Origin of the sequence: uncultured Mailhella sp. (assembly GCF_944324995.1) — a bacterium.
Taxonomy (GTDB): Bacteria; Desulfobacterota; Desulfovibrionia; order Desulfovibrionales; family Desulfovibrionaceae; genus Mailhella.
The window spans coordinates 61,824-82,968 of record NZ_CALUYL010000005.1; the positions used below are offsets into that span (position 1 = coordinate 61,824).

Sequence of the window (21,145 nt, forward strand, 5' to 3'; positions counted from 1 at the left end):
ACCCTCTAGCGATGAAGGAGAACGTCCATATGCGGTACGTGTATCTGTTCCACGAAGGGAATGCACAGATGAAGAGTCTGCTGGGCGGCAAGGGAGCCAATCTGGCGGAAATGACCAATCTCGGCCTTCCCGTCCCCTACGGCATGACCATTTCCACCGACGCCTGCCGCGACTACTACGCTCACGGCGGCAAGCTGCCCGAAGGACTCGTGGACGAGGTCATGACCGCCCTCGCCAGGGTGGAAGAAAAGGTGGGCAAGCGCTTCGGCGACGAACACGACCCGCTCCTTCTTTCGGTTCGCTCCGGTGCCGTGTTCTCCATGCCCGGCATGATGGACACCATTCTCAACCTCGGCCTGAACAAGGTGACCTTCCCCGCGCTGGCAAGGCTCACGAACAATCAGTGGTTCGCCTGCGACACCTATCGTCGCTTCATTCAGATGTTCTCCGACGTGGTCATGGAAGTCCCCAAGGAAAAGTTCGAGCACATTCTCGCGGAACAGAAGGCCGCGCAGGGCGTCGAGCTCGATCAGGAACTTTCCGTCGAGTCGCTTGAAACCGTCATCGAACGCTACAAGGAACTCTATCGGCAGGAAGTGGGCGGCGATTTCCCCGAAAACGTGCATGAACAGCTTCTGCTCGCCATCGAGGCGGTGTTCCGCTCCTGGAACAATCACCGCGCCATCGTGTACCGCACCATCAACAAGATAGATCACAACCTCGGCACCGCCGTGAACATTCAGTCCATGGTGTTCGGCAACATGGGCGAAAACTCCGGCAGCGGCGTGGCCTTCACCCGCAACCCCTCCACCGGCGAAAAGAAGCTCTACGGCGAATACCTGTTCAACGCCCAGGGCGAAGACGTGGTGGCCGGCGTGCGTACCCCGAAGCCCATCGCCCGCCTTGCCGACGAAATGCCGGAAATCTACAATCAGTTCAGCAGCATCGCCGAAACCCTCGAAAAGCACTATCGCGACATGCAGGACATCGAGCTCACCATCGAACGCGGCAAGCTCTTCATCCTGCAGACCAGAAACGGCAAGCGCACCGCGCAGGCAGCCCTCAGAATCGCCTGCGAAATGGTGGACGAAGGCCTCATCGACAAGAAGGAAGCCATTCTCCGCATTGATCCCGAACACCTCGCCAACGTGCTCCACCGGCAGATCGACAGCTCGGCGAATCCGCACGTGCTGGCCACGGGTCTGGCCGCCTCGCCGGGCGCGGCGTTCGGTTCGGTGGTGTTCGACGCCAACGAGGCCGAACATCTCGGCCGCATGGGCGCCAAGGTGATACTCGTGCGCGTGGAAACCACTCCCGACGACATTCACGGCATCGTGCAGGCGCAGGGCATTCTCACGAGCCGCGGCGGCATGACCAGTCATGCGGCCGTGGTCACGCGCGGCATGGGCAAGCCGTGCGTGTGCGGCTGCGAAGCCGTCACCGTGGATTACGACGATCAGCAGTTCACCGTGGGTGACACCGTGGTGAAGAAGGGAGATCTCATCTCCATCGACGGCACTACCGGACGCGTCATTCTCGGAGCCGTGCCCCTCAAGGATCCGGAACTCTCCCACGAGTATCAGACCATCCTCGGATGGGCCGACGAGGTGCGCGATCTTCAGGTGCGCGCCAACGCCGATACCCCGGAAGACGCCGAAAAGTCCCGCCGCTTCGGCGCGGAAGGCATAGGACTCACCCGCACGGAACACATGTTCATGGCGCAGGAACGCCTGCCCTACGTGCAGAAGATGATCCTTGCCGAAACCACCGAAGAACGCACCGCCGCGCTCCTGCCCCTCCAGATCATGCAGGAAAACGACTTCTACGGCATTCTGAAGGCCATGAACGGCCTGCCCGTGTGCATCCGCCTGCTCGATCCGCCGCTGCACGAATTCCTGCCCAGCCTCGACAAGCTGCTCGTGGAAACCACCGAACTGCGCGTGCGCGGCGACAACCCCGACCTGCTCGCTGAAAAGGAACGTCTCCTCGCCCAGGTCGAAAAGCTGCATGAAGTCAATCCCATGCTCGGCCACCGCGGCTGCCGCCTCGGCATCACCTACCCCGAAGTCTATGAAATGCAAATGTACGCCATCTTCAACGCGGCCTCCAGACTCGCGCGCGACGGCTACACCCCCCTGCCGGAAATCGAAATCCCGCTCACCATCAGCCTCGCCGAAATGGCCATGCTCAAGGAACGCTGCGACCGCATCGCCAGGGAATGCATGGAACTGCATAAGGTCGAATTCCCCTACCTGTGCGGCAGCATGATAGAACTGCCCCGGGCCGCCCTGCTCGCCGGAGAAATCGCCGAGGCCGCGGAATTCTTCAGCTTTGGCACCAACGACCTTACCCAGACCTGCTTCGGCTTCAGCCGCGACGACGCCGAAGGCAAGTTCCTCCCCGTGTACATCAACCAGCATATCCTCAAGGACAACCCCTTCGCCGTCCTCGACCGCAAGGGCGTAGGCAGACTCATGGAAATCGCCATCGACGAAGGCCGTAAAACCAGACCCGGCCTCATGATCGGCATCTGCGGCGAACACGGCGGCGACCCGAGCTCCGTCGAATTCTGCCACCAGGCAGGCCTCGACCTCGTCAGCTGCTCCCCCTACCGCATCCCCATCGCCCGCCTCGCCGCCGCCCAGGCCGCCCTCAAGTTCCCCAGAAACAAGGAATAACCCCTGAATAGTCACTGCCAACAGAGGCCGCCCCAGAGGTCGCAGAGGAACCCTCGGGCGGCCTCAACACGTTCAGCGCCAAGATAGCCCCGAGAAAGGCAGAAAAGGCAGAAAAGACAGGAAAGGCATGCGGGGGAAATAATTCCCCCCGCGCCCCCCTGTTTCCGCCTCAGGCTTCGCCCTCGGCGGGCGGGAGTGTGCAGGCAGAGAGCGTTGCCGAAAATGGCGTGATGTCGGAAAGGCTGGGACTGCGAGGGGTGGTGTGCCTGGCGGACGCTGTTCGGGCTGCGGACTCAGTGCAGGTGTGTCCTGTCGGACCCACCTGCGGTGGCCGACTCCTGTCCGGCCTTCGCCGGACAGTCGTGTCAAAGGATGGGATTTCCAGATGTTTTTTTGGGAAAAACATCGAGTGTTGCAAAAGCAAACCGAAAAGAGTTCTCTCAACGCTTTTTCAATTATTCCTCTCCCTTTGCCTCTCCCCCCATGTTTCGTTTCCCTTCTCATCCCCCTGTTCCCTCCCCATAAAAATTAAAAAGTTTTGAAAGGAGAGATGGGGGCGCGGGGGAAGAGAGGGAAAATTTTTCAAAATTTTCCCTCTCTTCCCCCGCATTCTTCCCCTCCCCCCTTTCCTTCCTCTTCTTTACTTCGGTTTTAGCGGCTGGTATTCTTGCTGGGGCTGAGGGGGCGGCGGCGCTCTCTTTTTTTTGAAGACTGCAACGTTTGGGAGCGACCATGCTGCTTTCCTCCATTGTCAAGGGGTACAGGAAGATCAGGGTGCTTTGTATCGGCGACGTGATGCTCGATCATTTTCTTTACGGGAAGGTTGAGCGTATTTCGCCGGAAGCGCCTGTACCCGTTTTCAATTTTCAGAGCGAGAAGAAGATGCTCGGCGGAGCGGGCAACGTGGTGGCCAATCTGCACAGTCTGGGCTGCTCGGCGGACATCATCTGCTTCATCGGCGACGACGAGGCGGGGCGGCAGGTGCATGCGCTTTTGGAGCAGGTATGCGATCATGTGGCCGCGCTGGTGGTTCCCGGATTTCCCACCATTGAAAAAACGCGCGTGATTGCGGGCAACAATCATCTGCTGCGCATCGACAACGAGCGTCGTTTCCAGTGCGACGACGAGATTCTCGGCTCGAAGCTTGAAGAGCGCGTGCGGGAAGCGGACATTGTGCTGCTTTCCGACTACGCGAAAGGACTGCTTTCCCCGGAGCGTTGTCAGCGTGTGGTGAAGGCGTGTGTGGAAGCGCAAAAGCCCGTCATTGTTGATCCCAAGGGCGACGATTACTCGAAGTACGCCGGGGCCACGGTGGTGAAGCCCAATCTTAAGGAGTTCAATCAGGCCACGGGCCTGAGCTGTCATCCCTCCGAGCCGGATTTTCAGGACAGGCTGCGCGAAGGGGCGACCCGGCTTTTTGAGCGCTACGGCATACGGAATCTGCTGGTCACGCTGAGCGAATACGGCATGGCCTTCGTTTCGGCGGCGCATCCCGACGAAGTGTTCCGGATTCCCACCGAGGCGCGGGAAGTGTTCGACGTTTCGGGCGCGGGCGACACGTCGCTCGCAACGTTCGGGGCGTCGCTCGCGGCCGGAGCCGACATTCAGGACGCCATGAAGCTGGCCAACATTGCGTCCGGGGTGGCGGTAGGCAAGCTCGGCACCTCCTGCGTGACCGCGCAGGAAATTCTCGACGCGCTTTCGCGGCGGCGCTCTTCAACGGGGCCCGGCTGGAAGCAGAAGAACAAGATCGTGAGTCGGCGCGAGGCCGCGGCCATTGCGGCGCAGTGTCGCGAACAGGGCAAAAAGGTGGGCTTCACCAACGGCTGTTTCGATCTGCTGCATCAGGGGCATCTGCATTCTCTCATGCAGGCGCGCTCGCAGTGCGACGTGCTCATGGTGGGCCTGAACACCGACGCCTCGATCAAGCGGCTCAAGGGGCCGGAACGTCCGATTCAGGATGAAAAGACCCGCGCGCTGCTGCTCGCCTCGCTGGAATTTGTGGATTTCGTCATCATGTTCGACGACGACACCGCCCTGCCCCTCGTGGACGCCATTCGTCCCGACGTCATTCTCAAGGAAGGCTACACCATCGACCGCTGGCCCGAGGCGCAGTTTGTGGAAAGCTACGGCGGCAAGGCCGTCACGCTCTCGCGGCTCGACGGCTACTCCACCACGCAGACAATCGCGCGGATGAAGGGCTGAGACGCTCGAAATTCTGAGGCCGGACGCAGAACGCGTCCGGCTTTTTTGTTGATGCAGGGCGTTTGACGCCTGTGGAAGCACGGAACCTCAGAACGGCCCGGCCATGCGCACCGACGTATTGATGAGACGGGTGCGACGCAGAGAAAATTCCCTCTGCCAGTAGGAGTCGGGCAGAAAATCCGGCGACGCGTTGCGCCGCACGGCCTCGGCCGCGGACAGATGCTCAAACAGCTCCACCGCACTGCGGAAGGTCTGCCGTTCCGAGCTTTCAAACTCCAGTCTCGGCCGATCCAGAACATATTCCTCTCCGCTCCGGGCAAAGGCCCGGAAATCTTCATCGACAAGCAGCAGCGCGGCCGCCGCAGAGGCGCGCGTCTGAAGCGCCGCCGGGCCCGACACGCGCGCAAGTTCGCCGAAGAAGCCCGGAACCTCGTCCAGCGTCCGCCACTGCCGCGACGAAAGCGTCATCGGGCGCAGGCTGCCCGTCATCACGGGATCCACGCCGTTCCACCACAGGCGGCAGAACGGAAACGCCGCGGCAAAGCTCTTCATCACGCTGCGGGCCTGTTCCGGGGTCATCTGTCCGCAGGGCAGCGGCATGGAAAACACGCCGTCCGGCGTCAGATGCGCGGCCGCGTTCCGGAAAAACTCCACCGTGTAGAACACCGCCCCGCGGTAGCCGAAATACGGCGGCGTGGGCTCCGCAAGAATGAGATCCCAGCGCTCGGCGCTCTGACGCAGGAATCGAAAGGCGTCCTCAAAGTGAAAACGCACCCGCGCGTCGTCCTGCCAGCGGGCGTTGTCGTGAAAATATTTCAGGGCGAGCTCGACGTTTTCCCGGGAAATGTCCACCATGTCGAAGCGCTTCGCCTGCGGCAGCATGCCCGCCGCCACGGTGGAAAGTCCGCCGCCGAAGCACAGCGAAAGCACGCGCTGCGGCGCGCTCTCTGCGGCAAGCAGCGGCACGAAGCCTTCCGTGCGGAAGCTCGCCGAACGGTCGCGGCTGATGATCACGCGGCCGGAAAACAGAAAGCGCTCTCCGCCCGGCAGTTCCGCCGCCCAGGAATCGCCGTAACGCCCTTCCCGAACGTCGAGAATGCGCGCCATGGACGCCCACGGCCCGAGATCCTCCCGAAGCTTGGCTTCCAGCGCGGCGCGCGCCAGATCGGGCGAAAACACGCCGCACGTCGCACTCAGAAACGCCGCCGCCGTTCCCGCCGCGCAGGCGCAGACGCCGCCCCGGCGCGACATCCAGAGTCCGCACGCCGCGGCAAGATACGCGGCAAAAAACGCCCCGAGCAGGCCCAGCGACGCCGTGATTCCCAGCCGGGGAAACAGCGCTGCGGGAAAAAGCAGCGCGCCGGCCACGGAGCCCAGCGTGTTGCACGCCAGAAGACGGCCCGTATTGCGTGAAATCAGGCGGCGTCGGCTCAGCGACGCAAAAAAGGCGGGCATGCTCACGCTGAAGAAAAACGCGGGAAGCCCCGCAAACAGCAGAAGGAAGAGGAGCTGCGGCCCGGGCGTCGGATCTAGGCGGACGACGTCGGCATAGCGGCGCAGCATGATTGTGGTTCCGAGCGCGGCGAGCACCGCGGCCGCAGCCGTGGCGGAGGCGAACAGCGGCAGCACTCTTCTGCGTCGAAGCAGGGTTCCGAAGGCGAGATCGCCCGCGCCGGAAGCAAAAATGATCGCCGCCGTCACGCCGGAATACAGCAGCGACGTGTCGCGGAAAAACAGGCCCAGCCAGCGCAGCGCGCACGCCTCCCAGCCCATGAACACCAGCCCGGAAAGGAAGGCCGCCGCATACAGCATGCGCGGCGCGCCCGCCTCCTGCGCCCGCTCCGGAACTTCCACGGCAAACGGACGCCGCGCAAACGCGAGCACGACCACGCCGAGCGCCAGATTGCACGCCGCCGTCACGCCGTGCGTGAGGGCCACCCCGAAAAAGCGGATGCCGAGCGCTCCCGCAAGGAGCGATCCCGCACACGCACCGAGCGTGTTCACGCCGTACATCCACGCGAGCCCGTGCCCCTCCCCTGCGCGCGTGGCGAAGCAGGGCGCAAGCACGGGCAGCACGCAGCCCATGGGCAGCGAGGCAAGCAGCATGAGCAGCGCCGCCCCCGCATGGGCAAGCGCGGGCGAACGCAGCGCGTCCAGCGCGTCATGAGCAGGCGGCACCAGAAACGCCAGTGCGGAAATCAGCACTTCCAGCAGACCGTACAGCCGCAGCGGCGGCACGCCGCCTTCCGCCAGTCTGCCGCCCAGACGGCTCCCCAGCGCCAGCCCGAGAAAGAACATGGACGTCACAAACGACACCGAAAGCAGCGTCGAGCCCAGCGTGAGGCTGAACAGCCGTATCCACACCATCTGATAAATCAGACTGCAGCAGCCCGAACAGAAACAGAAAAAAAGAACGGCAATTCGGCGTCCGTCCATGCGCGCCTCGTCCATAATTCTCTCCGAAATGCGGCTCCGGACGGAGAGCGCCCCGAAGGACGCTCCCCGTCACGGCTTGTCGCCGCGCGTCAATACCGCTTGAAGGTGGTGAACTCCTCGCCGGACATTTCCACTTCGTGGTCGCCCTTGATGGAGTCGTCGTAGATGAAGGGATCTTCGTATTCCACGGGCGTTTCCCTGGGAGCCTGCACCTGCTTGATGTAGCTGTAGGGATAACGATAGGCGCGATACACCGAATTGGTGGGACGGGCCTTCTTGTCGGCTCTCTGGAGTTCTTCGGCCACAAAGCCGCTCACCATGCCGTACCACATGTAGGGCGTCACGTATTCCCACACGGTTTCGAGTTCGGGAGTCACTTCAAAAATGCGGCCGCCGTCGCCTTCGCAGATGAGCGTGTTGCCGTTGGGCAGACGCTGCGCGGAACTGATGGTGGCGCTGAAAAAGTAATGCGAAAGCGAATGCGTGGGACCGTAGCCGAGCGCCTGGCCCGAATATTCCCACACCTTCTTGCCGGTGACGGGATCGAATTCAATGACTTCGGAGTACGGCAGACCGTTGTTGAACACCATGATGTTGCCCTCGCCGGGAACGCCGCGGGGAATCATGTGCGCGTGATGGATCATGCCGCCGGCAAACAGTCCGCGATAGCCGCCTTCCTCCAGCTTCATGCCGAGGTGACGAAGCGGTTCGTCCTTGCCGTAGTTCGGGCCCACCTGCCACACGGGCTTGCCGGTCTTGTGATCGAGAATGTAGATCACCGACTGACCGTCGTCACAGATGATGTTCTCGGGATGAAAACGCTGATCGCCCGCGTCGTACCACTTGTTCGGGCCGAGCCAGGAGGCCGCGTTCTGGAAGTTTGCTATGCCCTTCATATCGGCGGCGTGATCCATGTAGTTCCAGGACCACACGGTGTTTCCGTCCTTGTCCACGATGACGAGCGCGGCGCTGTCCTGCCCGTTCACTTCCTTGTGGCACTGAATGAGGGTGCGTCCGCCTTCCTTGGGCATGGACGTGGGCGTGTAGTATACGGCCATGCCCTCGCGCTGAAGATCATGATGCTGCTGCGCGCTCCACATGGTCTTCTGCCCCTTGGCCTTCAAATCGGGCGTCGCCTCGATTTCCACGCCCTTGTCCCATTCCCACACGATCTTGTCGTCCCAGGTCTTTTCCACCACGGCGGATCCCTCAAGCAGACGGCCCGTCCACTTGTCGGGATCGTAGAGCACCTTTTCGGCAAGCAGATTGCCGTTCGGCAGAAGCTGGGCGGGCTGCCCTTCCACGCGCATCCACTTGTTGACCACGTTGCCGTTCATGTCGATGAGCGGCAGGCCGTGCGGCGTGGCGCGCAGCACGCAAAGAAGCGTGTAGCCGTTGTAGGCCTTCTCAGGATTGTAAATGGTCACGCCGGTGGGAAACACCGTGGGCGCGGCCGCGGCCGTTCCGGCCACGCCCAGCGCGAGCGTCAGCGCAAGCGCGCAGCTCTTCAGTCTGTTCATACTCTCCTACCTTTCGTAGTCGGGGCGCTCTGTCCCGGAACGCCGCCGTTGTTCCTGCATGGGGACCTCCTCTCTTATGCAAGAGGCATGCCAGTTCGTGATATTTTTCATATTTTCAGCGCCATAGCGATATCTGCGCCTTTCGCTGCAAAAAATTTTGTTGAAATATCAAGAATCAGCATGATATTTCAAGCTGTTCAATGAAATATCAATATTCAGAAAGCACAGGAGGCGGCATGAGCGTCGACGGCTTTTCTCCCGAATTCTTTCTTCACGCCACCGGCATCATCTGCGGCTCTACGGACATGCACCGCATGCTGCACGATCTGCTGGCGTATCTGTCCGGCTGTCTGCCTCTGGACGCCCTGGCCCTCAGCCGCTTTGAAGAAGACAAATCCGCCGTGCACCGCTTTGCGCTCTGCCACAGAAACGGCGCGGAAGAAGGCGAATCGCTGGAAAAGATTCCCGACGGCGCGCTGCAGTTCGCCTGCGGGATCATCCATTCCGGCAAGCGCTGCGTGCTCACCGAATCCGCCGCCGACAATCCCGTGCGCTCCCACATGCACGACTGCGGACGTTCCCGCTTTCAGTCGGCCGTGGTGCTGCATCTGCATCAGGAGGGGCGCTACTGCGGCTCCGTGGACATGTTTTCCGAGCAGGCGCGGGCCTTTTCGGAACACGACGCCCGGGTGCTGGATCAACTCTCCACGCCGTTCACGCTTTTTCTGACCCGCTACCTCGACGAACGCTCCGGCAGGATCCGCAACGCGGTCAGGGAAACGCCGCCCTTCCCCATGGTGGGCGCAAGCGCGGCGTTTTGCCGGGTCTGCGAGATGGCGCGCGACGTGGCTCCCACCGTCACGCCGGTGCTCATCACCGGGGAAACCGGAACCGGAAAGGAAGTGATGGCCGATTACATCCGTCACCTTTCCGACCGCGCAAACGGCCCCTACATCAAGGTGAACTGCGCGGCCATTCCCCCCGATCTTCTGGAAAACGAATTCTTCGGACACGAGGCCAACGCCTTCACGGGCGCAGGACGCCTGCAGAAGGGGCGCTTTGAACGCGCAGGCGGCGGCACGCTCTTTCTCGACGAAATAGGCGAACTGACGCCGGGCGCGCAAGCCAAGCTGCTGCGCGTGCTGGAATACAAGGACATGGAACGCCTCGGCGGCAGCGACAGCATTCATCTCGACATCCGCATTCTTGCGGCCACGAACCGCGATCTGGCCGAGCGGGTGCGCGAGGGCCGGTTCCGCAGGGATTTGTACTATCGCCTCAACGTGTTTCCGCTGCACCTGCCGCCGCTGCGGGAACGTCGGCAGGACATTCCCGCGCTGGTGCGCTTTCTTTTGCGGAAAAAGAAAAACGAGCTGGGGCTCGCCCTCATGCCGGAACCCTCGGCAGACGATCTGCGCGAGCTCGCGGGCCGAGCGTGGCCGGGCAACATCCGCGAGCTTTCCAATCTGGTGGAGCGGGCGCTCATTCTGGCCCAGCGCACGGGAGAGCTGCACTTTGCCCCGGAAGAAGACGCGCCGTGCGAAACGCCGCCTCCGTGCCGTCCTGCGCCGACGAAACCGGCCCACGCTGCGCTCTTCAGCGAGGACGCGCCCGTGATTCCCCTCCGGGACATGGAGAGGGCCTATATTCTTCATGCGCTCCGCAGGGCAAACGGCAAGCTCACGGGTAAGAACAGCGCCGCCGAAATGCTGGACATCAACGGCGGCACGCTGCGCAGCCGCATGGTCAGGCTCGGCCTGGATCCGAAAAAGCGCACGGACTGAGCGCCCCGCATGTGCCGACGCGCGTTGCAGGCGCAAGCGAGACGGCGCGCTTCGCCGCGCGCAAATCCCGGACGCCCGCGCTCCGCAGGACGCGCTCTCGGAGAGGCCCGTCACTCTGTACTTTTATGCACAAGCACTCCAACTTGCCCGAAACGGGCTGCGGCACAGCGGCCTCCTCTCTTGTTGGCGCGGCGTATTGCGCTGCATATCTGCTAACCGGCGCGAAAGATTTGTTCTTTTACAGTAAAAACGCCCTTTGAAAAAAACGCCTCCCCGTGTTTGACAATTTTTGAAAACCTATTAGTCTGAAAAAAATCGTCTTCCCGGATCGTCTTCTCCTCCGCCTCGCGCGGAACCTCGGAGACCGTCCGTCCGCACCCGCGGCAACGGACGCATCCGACTTTCGGAGGGGCGTTGTTATCTCCTTTTCGGGAGGTAAGTCATCCCGGGCAGATGTCCGCCGGTTTTTTCTCTCTCCTTGTACGGTACAGGGCCAGAATCCGCGCGGCAACGTTTTTCCCCTGTCCCGCCATGGATCGGCTGCTGCTCACTCTGACCATCATTTTCGTCAGCCTCATTGCCGGATACGCCTTCCGGCAGTGGGTGAGTTCCGGCTCGTCCCCGATGAGCGAGACCACCTTCTCCGCCCTGCGCCTTCTCATGCAGAAGGTGTCCATGTTCGGGCTCATTCCCCTCTCCGCCATGCTCTCCCTGTGGGGCCTGCCTTCTCCCGATCCGCGCCTGCTCTGCCTGCCCGCCCTCGGGCTGGCCGCCTGGGTCTCGGGCGGCGCGCTCGCCCTGCTCTTCTCCCGCGCCATGCGCCTCGACAGGCCCCGCACCGGCAGCATGTACTGCTGCGGAACCTTCACCAACATCGGCGCCGTGGGCTCGCTCGTGGCCGTCATGCAGTTCGGCGAGCAGGCCATCGCCATGGCCTCCCTCTACCGCCTCTGCGAGGAAATGTTCTACTTCGGCGTGGCCGTGCCCGTGTCCCGCAGCTTCGGCTCCGATTCCGGCAACGCGCGCTCCCGCCGCTTCCGTCTCGATCCCGTGCTGATCGCCATCGTGACCGCCCTCGCCCTCGGCCTCTGCCTCAATCTCGCCGGGGTGCGTCGTCCCGCGGCGCTCGGCACGGTGTCCACCGCGGCCATGATCGCCGCCACCGTGGGCTTCCTTCTCTCCATAGGCATGGGACTGCGTCTTTCGCGCATGAGCATGTACGTGCGAGAATCCGCCGTCATATCTCTCATCAAATTTGCGTTCGTGCCCGTCATCGTCACCTCGCTGGCCGCCCTGGCCGGTCTGGGCGACGTGGACGGCGGCATTCCCCTCAAGGTGACCGCCATCCTTTCCGCCATGCCCGTGGCCATGAACGCGCTCATTCCTCCGTCGCTGTTCCGTCTGGACCTCGACCTGGCCAATGCCTGCTGGGTGTTCACCACGCTCGAACTCGTGCTGGTGCTGCCCATCCTCATTATTATCCTGCCGCTGCTGTAGGCGGCTCAACCGTACTTCCGCCCCAGTACCCGGGCGGGAGTACTCTCCCTGCTTACGGGTGCAACGTGACTTCGCGTCACCGAGAATATATCCTGAGGAGGATTTTATGAATCGTCTGTTCCGTACCGCCCTCATGGCCGCCGTGTGCGTGGGTCTGCTCTCCGCTCCGGCCTTCGCCGCCTACAAAAAGGAATACAAGCTGAGCGTGGTGCCCGCCGCCACCTCCGGCTGGGGCCTTTCCGCAACCTACTTCGCCGATCTCGTCAAGGAGCGCACCAACGGCCGCATCAACATCAAGGTGTACCCCGGCGCTCAGCTCATGGCCGGCAAGCAGACTTCCGAACTGCTGCTCGTGCGCCGCGGCGCCATCGACTTCGCCCTCGCCTCCACCATCAACTGGTCGCCCCAGGTGCAGGAACTCAACCTCACCGCCCTGCCCTTCTTCGTGGCCAACAATCCCGACCGCTACAAGGCCATGGACGCCATTGAAGCCGGCGAGTCCGGCAAAATGCTCGTCGCCGCCGTGGAAAAGACCGGCGTGAAGTTCATCGGCTGGGGCGAAAACGGCTTCCGCGAACTCACCACCAGCAAGGGCCCCATCAATCATCCCGCCGACATGAAGGGCATGAAGCTGCGCGTGTGCGGCACGCCCATCTTCGCCGACATCTTCACCGCGCTCGGCGCGAATCCGCAGGCCATCAACTGGTCCGAAGCCGTGACCGGTTTCCAGCAGGGCATCGTGGACGGCCAGGAAAACCCCACCAACGGCATCAACATCACGCTCCAGATCTGGACCTGGCACAAGTATCACACCGACTGGCACTACATGATCGATCCGCTGCTGCTCACCTCCAACGCCAAGGTGTGGAAGTCCTTCTCCAAGGAAGATCAGGCCATCCTCATCGAATGCGCCAGGGAAATGGAAAAGTACAGCAAGGCCCTTTCCCGCCTCGGCTTCGACGACGGTTCCTCCCTCGCCTTCCTCCAGAGCATAAACAAGGTGCCCGCCGTGACCGATCCCTTCAAGACCATGGAAGAACACGGCATGAACATCGTGAAGTTCACGCCTGAACAGGTCAGGGAATTCTACGACGCCACCAAGAGCGTGCGCGACAAGTGGACCAAGGAAGTCGGCCCCGAACTCGTGAAGGCCGCCGAGGCCGACATGAAGGCCGCTCAGTAAAACAACATGTTCCGGGAGCGGCCGGGCCGCTCCCGTCTTTTCATCATCGGGGATTCTCACTATGTGGAACTTTCTGAACGCACGCTTCGAGGAACTGCTCGGAGCCGTACTGCTGGCCGTGATGGCGTGCATATCGTTCATCAACGTGATCGTGCGCTACTGCACCAATTTTTCGTTTTCCTCGTCGGAAGAGCTCACCGTCAACCTCTTCGTGTGGATAGTGCTGCTGGGCACCTCCCGCGCCTTCCGCGAAGGCGGGAACTTCAGCATGAACCTGCTCTACGACGCCATGCCCCGCCCTCTCAGAAAGCTCCTCTACATTTTCGGCGCGCTGTGCAGCATCGCGTTCTTCGCCGCCCTCTGCTGGCAGGGATACATTGAAGTCAAGGACGAAATCGAACTCGAAGTGATTTCCGAATCGCTGGCCATTCCGGTCTGGATCTACACCATCGCCACGCCGCTCTTTTCCGCCCTCATCATCGTGCGCATTCTCCAGAAGCTCTGGGAAGACTTCCGTTCCAGAAACTACTAGTCCCCCGCAGGGACGCTGATCCGCACGTCAAACCGCTTGCTTCAAACGCCTCCCGCGTCTTTGAAGTCTGGAGAATTTTGCATGGATACCTCACTTTTTCACGATCCGGCCTTCTGGCTTCTCGTCACCTTCATCGTTCCGCTCATCTTCCGCGTGCCCATAGCCATCTCCCTCGGAGTTTCCGCCATCTTCGTCGGCTGGTGGTGGGACATGGGCATCGACATGCTCTCCTACAACTTCTTTGCCGGCATCGCCAAGGTGCCGCTGCTCGCCATTCCGTTCTTCATTCTCGCGGGCTTCATCATGGAGCGCGCGGGCATCGCGGCCCGCATCGTCATGCTCGTGGAAACCCTCGTCGGCAACATGACCGGCGGCCTCGCCGTCGCCACCGTGGGCGTCGCCACCTTCTGGGGCGCCGTCAGCGGCTCCGGCCCCGCCACCGTGGCCGCCCTCGGCCTCATCCTCATTCCCGCCATGGTCAAGAGCGGCTACGACAAGCCCTTCGCCGCCGCCACCGTGTCCGTCACTTCCGGCCTTGCCATCGTCATTCCGCCGAGCATCGCGTTCATCGTGTACGGCGGCATTGCCGACGTCTCCGTGCCCGCCCTCTTTGCCGCAGGCTTCATTCCCGGCGTGGTGGTCGCCCTCTTCCTCATGGGCTCCGTGCTCATCACCTCCAAAAAGAAGGGCTATCGCGGCAAACCGCGCTCCATGCCCGTGTCCAGGGCCCTGCGCGAAGCCTTCTGGGGCGTCATGACCCCGGTCGTCATTCTCGGCGGCATCTACGGCGGCGTGTTCACCCCCACCGAAGCCGCCGCCGTGGCCATCTTCTACGGCCTGTTCGTGGGCGTGTTCATCTACCGCACCATCAACAAGCTCTCCATCCTCGTGGACGTGCTCGTGGAATCCGTGAAGGCCACCGCCGTCATCATGTTCGTGGTCACCTGCGCAGGTCTCTACGCCTGGGTCGCCAGCACCGTGGGCCTCGTCGAGCGCGGCGCTTCCGTGCTGCTCTCCCTCTCCGACAACCCCATCGTGCTGCTCCTGCTCATCAACGTGATCCTCTTCATCGCGGGCATGCTGCTCGACGCCATTTCCATCTACTACGTGCTGCTGCCCTTCCTGCTGCCCATCATGGCTCATTTCGGCTGGGATCCCGTGTGGTTCGGCGTCATGATGACCATCAACCTCGCCCTCGGTCAGGTCACGCCGCCCGTGGCCGTGAACCTCTACGTGGGCGCAAAGATCAGCAACCTCACCATGGAAGAAATCACGCCGCCCGTGCTGCCCATGCTCCTTGCGTCCGTGCTGGCCCTCGTGGTCATCGTGCTCTTCCCCGACATCACCCTCTTCCTGCCGCGCCTGCTCGGCATGTAACCATCCCGGCTCCGCGTGCATGCCGGGGCCGGAAGCCTTCGGCACGCCGAAGAAAGAAAAAAGGCCGCCCGGCAACGGACGGCCTTTTTTCATGCCTCAAAGAGGGCTATACCTTTCCCAGAAAATCGCGCTGGAAAAAGCCGAAATGCAGGTGATGGAACAAGGAGTCGCGGTCAACGCCCCGCACCTCGGCCTTCATGGCGTCCAGCACGGCGGCGTCTTTCCAGTCGTCCACCACGCGGCCGCGCCGGGCAAGATCCTCGGCCACGGCCTTCGCATCCCTGAGGCGCGAGACTGCGGCGTCCAGCGCCTCGTCATCAAGGCAGTCGCGAAGGCTCATGCGGTAGGCGTTCTCATCCAGCAGACGGAGCTTGTCATAAGTTTCCCTGTCGATGAACGACGGCCGGAACAGCTGATTGAAGCCCAGATGCCTGCGCATGACGCCGAGCTGATCCTCATTGAGCGTGCTGCCGTCCACCACCACGGAAAGATGAACTCCCGCGCCGGAAAGCTGCGCCTGAAGCGCCGGATTCCCGGCAATGTTCACCTGCGTCGCGTCGTCGGGAAGATCGGGCATGAAGATGCGCAGAATCCGCTTCTGATCGTCGCTGAGGGCAGATGCGTCCACCATGACCGGCAGAGGTCCGGCATGCGCGGCCTCAAGCGCCTGCCGAAGTTCGTCCCTGCCGGCGATGTCCACCTTCGCCACGCCCACCTTGCGCGCGCCGAAGCTCGCATCGTTGTCGATGCCCGTCACCTTCACCGCGCCGGTTTCGGGATTGATGTCCACAAGATAGTTCTGATAATGACGGTCCGCCTGACCGGAAAGCGCGTCCGCCCATTCCAGCCTGTTCAGCTCGCGCATGAGATTGGCCCGCATGCCGTCGAGCAGTCCTTTCTTTCTGAGTCCGCTCACGACCTGCCCGAGCGTCAGCTTGTTGCCCCGGCCGTCGGGCACGCACGAACGCCCCGTCATGAGATCGCAGGCCGTGCTGCCCGGAGCCTTCTCCATGAACAGCCCCACGCGCCCGTCGTACACGCCTATGCGGGAACGGGCCACGGCATCGCCGCAGCCTGCGGCATCGGCGCTGCGGCTGGCCGCCACGTTGATCTGCATGACGCGCGCCCCGGCCCGGTAGCCGAGCCGGTACACGGTGAGATCGGGAAAGCCCTGACGCGCAGCCGTTTCCGGCTTGAACACCAGAGGCACGTCTTCGCCGTTCTCGCCGCGGTACACGCACAGCGTCACGGTGTTGGCCGCGCCGTGCCCCAGCACTTTGGCGCTCTTCAGCGTGTCGCTGCCGGCCTTCATTTCGAGCTGATCGGTCGGAATGCCCCGCAGCGACGCCTCAAGAAGCGTGGGAATCTCCACGTCGTGCTCGAAGGCCGCGGCAATGTATTCGCCGCGCAGCACGGCACGATCGGCCGCCGTGCCCGCGTACATGGCTCCGATTTCCTCCGCCTGCGCCTCGACAATGGGCTGCCGGGTCGAAAGCGTGCCGGCAAATTTTTCCAGAAACGCCGCGCCCGCGCCCTCGCAGAAGTCGCTGCTGCGGGCCGCGGCAAACAGATTGACCGCCTCCCGGACCGAAACGGAAACGCCGCACCTTCCAAGAAAGTTGCGCAGGGCGACGCTGTTCGACAATCCGCCGCTGCCTGCGAGGTACAGAGCGTAGAGCAGCGTGGAATTCTTGTCCGTGCTGCCGGAACGAAGCCGCCGCCACGCCTGCATCAGCCCGCTCCTGACTCTGTCCGGCGAGGACGCGCCCGCCTGAATGTCCCCTTTCAGGGCCCTGAGATCGGCGTTGTACCGGGCAAGGCCGCCGGCGACGTCCATCAGCGCGTTCCGCAGTCTGGTCAGGCCGGTCTTCGAAGCCAGGGCGCGGCACGCGTCGGGATCAATACCGGGCATGAGCTCGTCCACGGCTTTGACGACCTCCCCGTGCAGCGAGCAGCCGGACAGGTTTCCGAGCCTTGCGGAACAGCGATCCAAAAGATCGTTCAGGCCCGCGTGCAGACTTCTGTCCTCCACGCTCATGCCGTCCGTGTTCAGCAGCGCCACCGCGGCCCGCGCCCTGTCGAGCACGTTTCTCACATCGGCGGCCTCGCGGCGGAACTGCTGTTCCGACATGCCCGCGCCCTGCTGTTCCAGCCTGTCGAGCGCGTCGAAAAGTTCCTTCATCTGCCCGTCCACACGCCTTTGCAGCGTGCGCTCGTGCATGCCCGGCGCAAGCGCCTTCATGCCGCCGGAAACGGTCATGTCGCCCATGTCCGCCATGCGGTCCTGCATGTTCGCGCGCACGACCTGCTGCTCGGCGGAAAGCCCTTCCCCGCTTCCGCCCGCGAGCTGGAGCGACGCCACAAGATTCAGCGCCTCCGAGGCCCGGTACTGCGTGGAGTGCAGCAGCGACGAAAGCAGCGCGGAATCGTTCCCCGACGCCTCCATGAAACGGCGCACCTCGCCGTAGAGCGCGTTCTGCGCCTCGGTGTACGCCGAAAGCCTGTTCAGCAGCGCCTTGGGAAGCGGCACCCCGGCAAAGGAGCGGGCCGGAATGCCCGCCAGCGCCGCGGCCGCCTTGTCGCAGGCCCGGGCCGCATCCATGAGACGGCCGTGCGCGCTCCGCAGGCCGCTGAAAAGCCCCGGACGTGGAATATTCCGGCCGAGCTCGGCGTACACCGAACCGGTCAGACAGGGCAGATTGCCCGACGCGCGCCCGAGCAGCCTGTCGAGGCGCTTCTGCGCGCCCTGAAGCTGCACCGCCACCGACGACTCGCGGGACTGCGCAGCCTCCGGGCGGATTTCCGGTTCCACGGCGGGAGACGTCGCCACGGCATGGCTGCCGGTCACGGAAGGTTCCGGCAGATCCGATATCAAAGGAGTGTAAAGAGGATTATGAACCTGACTCATGTGCTTCTCCCCCGCTAAACCCGCATCCACATGCTGAAGGGTACGCTTTCTTCGCAGCGCATGTCCCCGGTTTCCAGACAGTCCAGAAGGCCGTCCACGTCGTCGCCTCCGCGCTCCGCGCCTTCGCCCGTGAGCGACCAGCGGCAGCCCAGATCGTTCACGAACACGCGCAGCTCTCCGCTCCCGGGCCTGCTTTGCAGGCAGACTTCCGCCAGCCGGAAGGCCGCCTCAAGATCTTCCCGCTCCTCCGCAGGATCGCCGAAGGCCCGGTTCCACGGCAGACTCACGCCGAATCGAAACGAGCCCTCCTTCAGCAGAAAAAGCACGCGCATTCCCTGAAGTCCGCTTCCCGCAAGCCCGAAGCCGACGTATCCGCCTTCGTAAAAGGGCACGGCCTCCCCGTCGGAAGAAGGCGCGGAGGCCGCCGCCTCTTCCGAACCGCCGACTTCTGCGCCCGCCCGGGCGTCTTCGTCCTCGCCGGATGCCGAAGCGTTGTCCGAAGCCTCGGCGCTCTCCCGCCGATCGCTCCAGGCGTCGAGCACGGCGTCCATGTCTCCGGGCAGCACGGGAACAAAAGACACGGGACGCAGGTCCGTGGCAAAAAAGTTGTCATCCGTCCGATCCAGCACGTCCAGGGCCGACAGAGGCACCGGCGGACAGGGAATATCGTTGTCTTTCAGAAATTCCGTCAACCCCTCGGGAAGACGCAACGCTTCGCGTTCAGACATGCAGGCCTCCTCATGACGCCAAAGTTGGCGGCGCGCCGGAAAAAACGCTCCGTATGAACGATAAAGCAAAAATCGTGCCGCAAGACAACGATAGACGCAGCCGCTCTCTTCGGCAATCCCCGCGCCGTGCCCCCGCGCCGCGCCCCCGGGCCCTGCCGCCCCTCACTTCGGCCCGCCCCGGCCGCCCCGCCTTTCCGCCCTTGCCCTCGCTTCGACAGCCCGGATAAAACCGGTTCCAGATTCCCCCGCGCCTCATTCCGGCAGGCCCGCATGTCGTCCGCTCAGCGCCGGGCGTTCCGGCGCCGACAATTCCCTCCCCGACGCGTTCCCTCCGGATCTTTCCGGCTCTCAGCTCTGCGCGGCCACCGGCAACAGCCTCCCTTGCCCTCATCGCGCCTCGTTCCCGCCCCGCGTCCGCTCCCGCCCGGCGTTCCGGCTCCGGCCCGAATCAAAACGCCGCCCGAAATCCCCGCCGAAACCCCGCCGATCAACGCCCCGAAACGTCCGCCGCCCGGCGCATCCCCCCTTGAACACTTCCGGCGCACACAAAAAAGCCGCGTTCGCCACCCTCCGGGCGCAAAACACGCTCCTTTTCCGGCTCCTGCCCGCCTCCGTCGTTCCCCGACTGCAAAAATCTGCGGTTCCGGGCCACACTGCTGTGGATTGATTATGAGAATCTCTTTGACTTTCCCTGCAATTTCGGATGTCCAATAGAACATATCTTTCATTAAAAAATTCTCTCCCGCGCTCCGGCTTTGCGCCGGACCTTTGCGGACGTCCGCAAAGGATCGAAGCCGCGTCGGAGCGGCGTTGTCGGCGTCTCTCCGGAAAGAGCATCGGAAAAACGTTCGTGGTCAGGGGCTCGAACGTCCGGCGTCTTTCAGGCCTTCCGACAGCCGGGCGCAACGTCCGCCCGTCCCCGGCGGGCGCTTCCGCCCGGAAAATTTTTCTGGAGTTTCCTGTCGATGTCTTCTCATCCACCCTCCGAGCTCGCTCACGCCGCCCCTTCGGGGGAAAGCGGCTCCCGGATTTCCCGTTTGCTGCGCATCGTGCAGGCCATCCGCCAGGATCCGCATCGAACCCTGAGCGCGCTCCAGGCCGAGCTCGGCATCGGCAGAAGTCAGTTCTACAAGGACAAGGCCGCCCTTGCCGAAGCCGGATTCCGCTTCAGCTACAGCAAGAAGAACGGCTTCCGCATTCTGGAAGACGCTCTCGTGCCGAACATCGACCTGAGCCTCTCCAACCGGCTCATTCTCATGCTGGCGCTCGAACAGCTCTGTCTCACCGGCGACGGCATGCTCGCCGCCCTCGCCGTGGACGCCGGACGCAAGCTGGCGGGCGGCATGCCCGCGCCCTTTCGGGAACAGATGCTCTCCACCTTCGACCGCAGCTTTCCCCGCTGGAAGAACCATCGACCGCCGGAAACGCTTTCCCTGCTGCTGGAAGCCGTGAGTCAGGGCCGGAGAATCCGCATTCTGTACGCCGCAAGCAGCGCCTGGGACGCCCGCTGGCGGGAAATCGATCCCCGGCATCTGTACCTGCGTCAGCGCGCGCTGTACCTCTACGCCCGCACCGTGGACGAATCGCCCTTTCAATGGCAGGGCTTCCGCGTGAGCCGCATCCGCAAGGTCGAAGACACCGGCATGCGCCTGTTCTGGCCCGCCGATGCCGACGACGGCTTCCGCCATCAGCAGCCCGCCCCCGCCGACGCCGACGACAACGGATACCCGGTGACCATCCGCTTCACCGGTCAGGCCTCCCACTACATCCGGGAAAAGGTGTGGCGGGAGAGCCGAAACATGGAACAGACCGGCCCGGAAGAAATTCTGTTCACCGTGCGCGTGTCGGATCCGCAGGAAGTGGTGCGCTGGGCCCGCGTGTTCGGCGACGAGGCCGAAGTCATGGAATGCGGCGAACCCGCCCCCTGCCCGCCTTCCGGCTCCGAATAGCCCTCTTTTGCCGAAAAAGCCCCGGCCTTTGCGCCGTCTCTCTCTCCGAAGAGCTCGGATGCCGGGCAAAAAGCCCTCTCGAAAAAGCCCTTCGTCATCCGACACTCTTTCGCGGCGCGCCTTGTTCCGGCGCGCATCGCCGCCGCAACCTATTTTTCCGTCGTCCGCCACGCCTCCGGCGGCACGTTCCTGCTGAATAGAGGCAGCCGTCAAATTCACCTTCGTGAGCCGTTCCGTCGCCTTTCTTCGCGTCGTCCATGAGCGAGGAATACGGCCTGCACAGACGCTGAAACAGCCCCCTTCCGGCACATGCCCCTCAAGCGCCCTCGGAGCCCGTCAGGCGAATTT

Annotated in this window: 13 protein-coding genes; 8 read left to right on the top strand and 5 right to left on the bottom strand. The window is 63.1% G+C overall.

The window, feature by feature from the left end; all coding sequences use genetic code 11:
- The first annotated feature begins 29 nt into the window (after positions 1–29).
- Entirely contained in the window at positions 30–2,678 is a 2,649-nt protein-coding gene (gene ppdK / locus Q0K02_RS03900; RefSeq protein WP_294485262.1) for a pyruvate, phosphate dikinase, read from the top strand.
- A 500-nt stretch (positions 2,679–3,178) separates the two neighbouring features.
- Here the strand turns inward: ppdK and Q0K02_RS03905 are convergent, their stop codons facing one another.
- Positions 3,179–3,412, bottom strand: coding sequence for a hypothetical protein (locus Q0K02_RS03905; RefSeq protein ID WP_294485264.1), 234 nt, complete (start codon positions 3,410–3,412; stop codon positions 3,179–3,181).
- Here Q0K02_RS03905 and Q0K02_RS03910 point away from each other — a divergent pair.
- The gene (locus Q0K02_RS03910; RefSeq protein WP_294485266.1) at positions 3,411–4,883 is read left to right on the top strand and encodes a bifunctional heptose 7-phosphate kinase/heptose 1-phosphate adenyltransferase; all 1,473 of its coding nucleotides are present in this window, start codon (positions 3,411–3,413) and stop codon (positions 4,881–4,883) included. The genes Q0K02_RS03905 and Q0K02_RS03910 overlap by 2 nt on opposite strands.
- A gap of 87 nt (positions 4,884–4,970) precedes the next feature.
- Here Q0K02_RS03910 and Q0K02_RS03915 read toward each other — a convergent pair whose 3' ends face one another.
- Complete coding sequence (locus Q0K02_RS03915) at positions 4,971–7,319, bottom strand: hypothetical protein (RefSeq protein WP_294485267.1); 2,349 nt, start codon at positions 7,317–7,319, stop codon at positions 4,971–4,973.
- An 89-nt stretch (positions 7,320–7,408) separates the two neighbouring features.
- Positions 7,409–8,839 (bottom strand): thioredoxin, encoded by a 1,431-nt coding sequence (locus tag Q0K02_RS03920; RefSeq protein WP_294485269.1) that lies wholly within the window; start codon positions 8,837–8,839, stop codon positions 7,409–7,411.
- 236 nt (positions 8,840–9,075) lie between these two features.
- Here Q0K02_RS03920 and Q0K02_RS03925 point away from each other — a divergent pair, with 236 nt between their 5' ends.
- The 5 genes from Q0K02_RS03925 to Q0K02_RS03945 all read left to right on the top strand — a co-directional run bounded on the left by Q0K02_RS03925 (position 9,076) and on the right by Q0K02_RS03945 (position 15,212).
- Positions 9,076–10,623, top strand: a complete 1,548-nt coding sequence (locus Q0K02_RS03925) for a sigma-54 dependent transcriptional regulator (RefSeq protein WP_294485271.1) — start codon at positions 9,076–9,078, stop codon at positions 10,621–10,623.
- A gap of 531 nt (positions 10,624–11,154) precedes the next feature.
- Positions 11,155–12,120 (top strand): hypothetical protein, encoded by a 966-nt coding sequence (locus Q0K02_RS03930; protein WP_294485273.1) that lies wholly within the window; start codon positions 11,155–11,157, stop codon positions 12,118–12,120.
- A 106-nt stretch (positions 12,121–12,226) separates the two neighbouring features.
- Complete coding sequence (dctP, locus tag Q0K02_RS03935) at positions 12,227–13,303, top strand: TRAP transporter substrate-binding protein DctP (protein ID WP_294485274.1); 1,077 nt, start codon at positions 12,227–12,229, stop codon at positions 13,301–13,303.
- Between the two features lie 61 nt (positions 13,304–13,364).
- On the top strand, positions 13,365–13,835 hold the full coding sequence (locus Q0K02_RS03940; protein ID WP_294485275.1) for a TRAP transporter small permease: 471 nt from the start codon (positions 13,365–13,367) through the stop codon (positions 13,833–13,835).
- An 81-nt stretch (positions 13,836–13,916) separates the two neighbouring features.
- Positions 13,917–15,212, top strand: a complete 1,296-nt coding sequence (locus tag Q0K02_RS03945; protein WP_294485276.1) for a TRAP transporter large permease — start codon at positions 13,917–13,919, stop codon at positions 15,210–15,212.
- A gap of 106 nt (positions 15,213–15,318) precedes the next feature.
- Here Q0K02_RS03945 and Q0K02_RS03950 read toward each other — a convergent pair whose 3' ends face one another.
- Together Q0K02_RS03950 and Q0K02_RS03955 are read right to left on the bottom strand one after the other, a co-directional pair.
- Complete coding sequence (locus Q0K02_RS03950; protein ID WP_294485277.1) at positions 15,319–18,120, bottom strand: hypothetical protein; 2,802 nt, start codon at positions 18,118–18,120, stop codon at positions 15,319–15,321.
- 14 nt (positions 18,121–18,134) lie between these two features.
- Complete coding sequence (locus tag Q0K02_RS03955; RefSeq protein WP_294485278.1) at positions 18,135–18,848, bottom strand: hypothetical protein; 714 nt, start codon at positions 18,846–18,848, stop codon at positions 18,135–18,137.
- A 1,037-nt stretch (positions 18,849–19,885) separates the two neighbouring features.
- Between Q0K02_RS03955 and Q0K02_RS03960 the strand changes: the two genes are divergently transcribed.
- Positions 19,886–20,797: a WYL domain-containing protein gene (locus Q0K02_RS03960; protein ID WP_294485279.1), complete on the top strand. Its 912-nt coding sequence runs from the start codon at positions 19,886–19,888 to the stop codon at positions 20,795–20,797.
- The last annotated feature ends 348 nt before the right edge of the window (positions 20,798–21,145 follow it).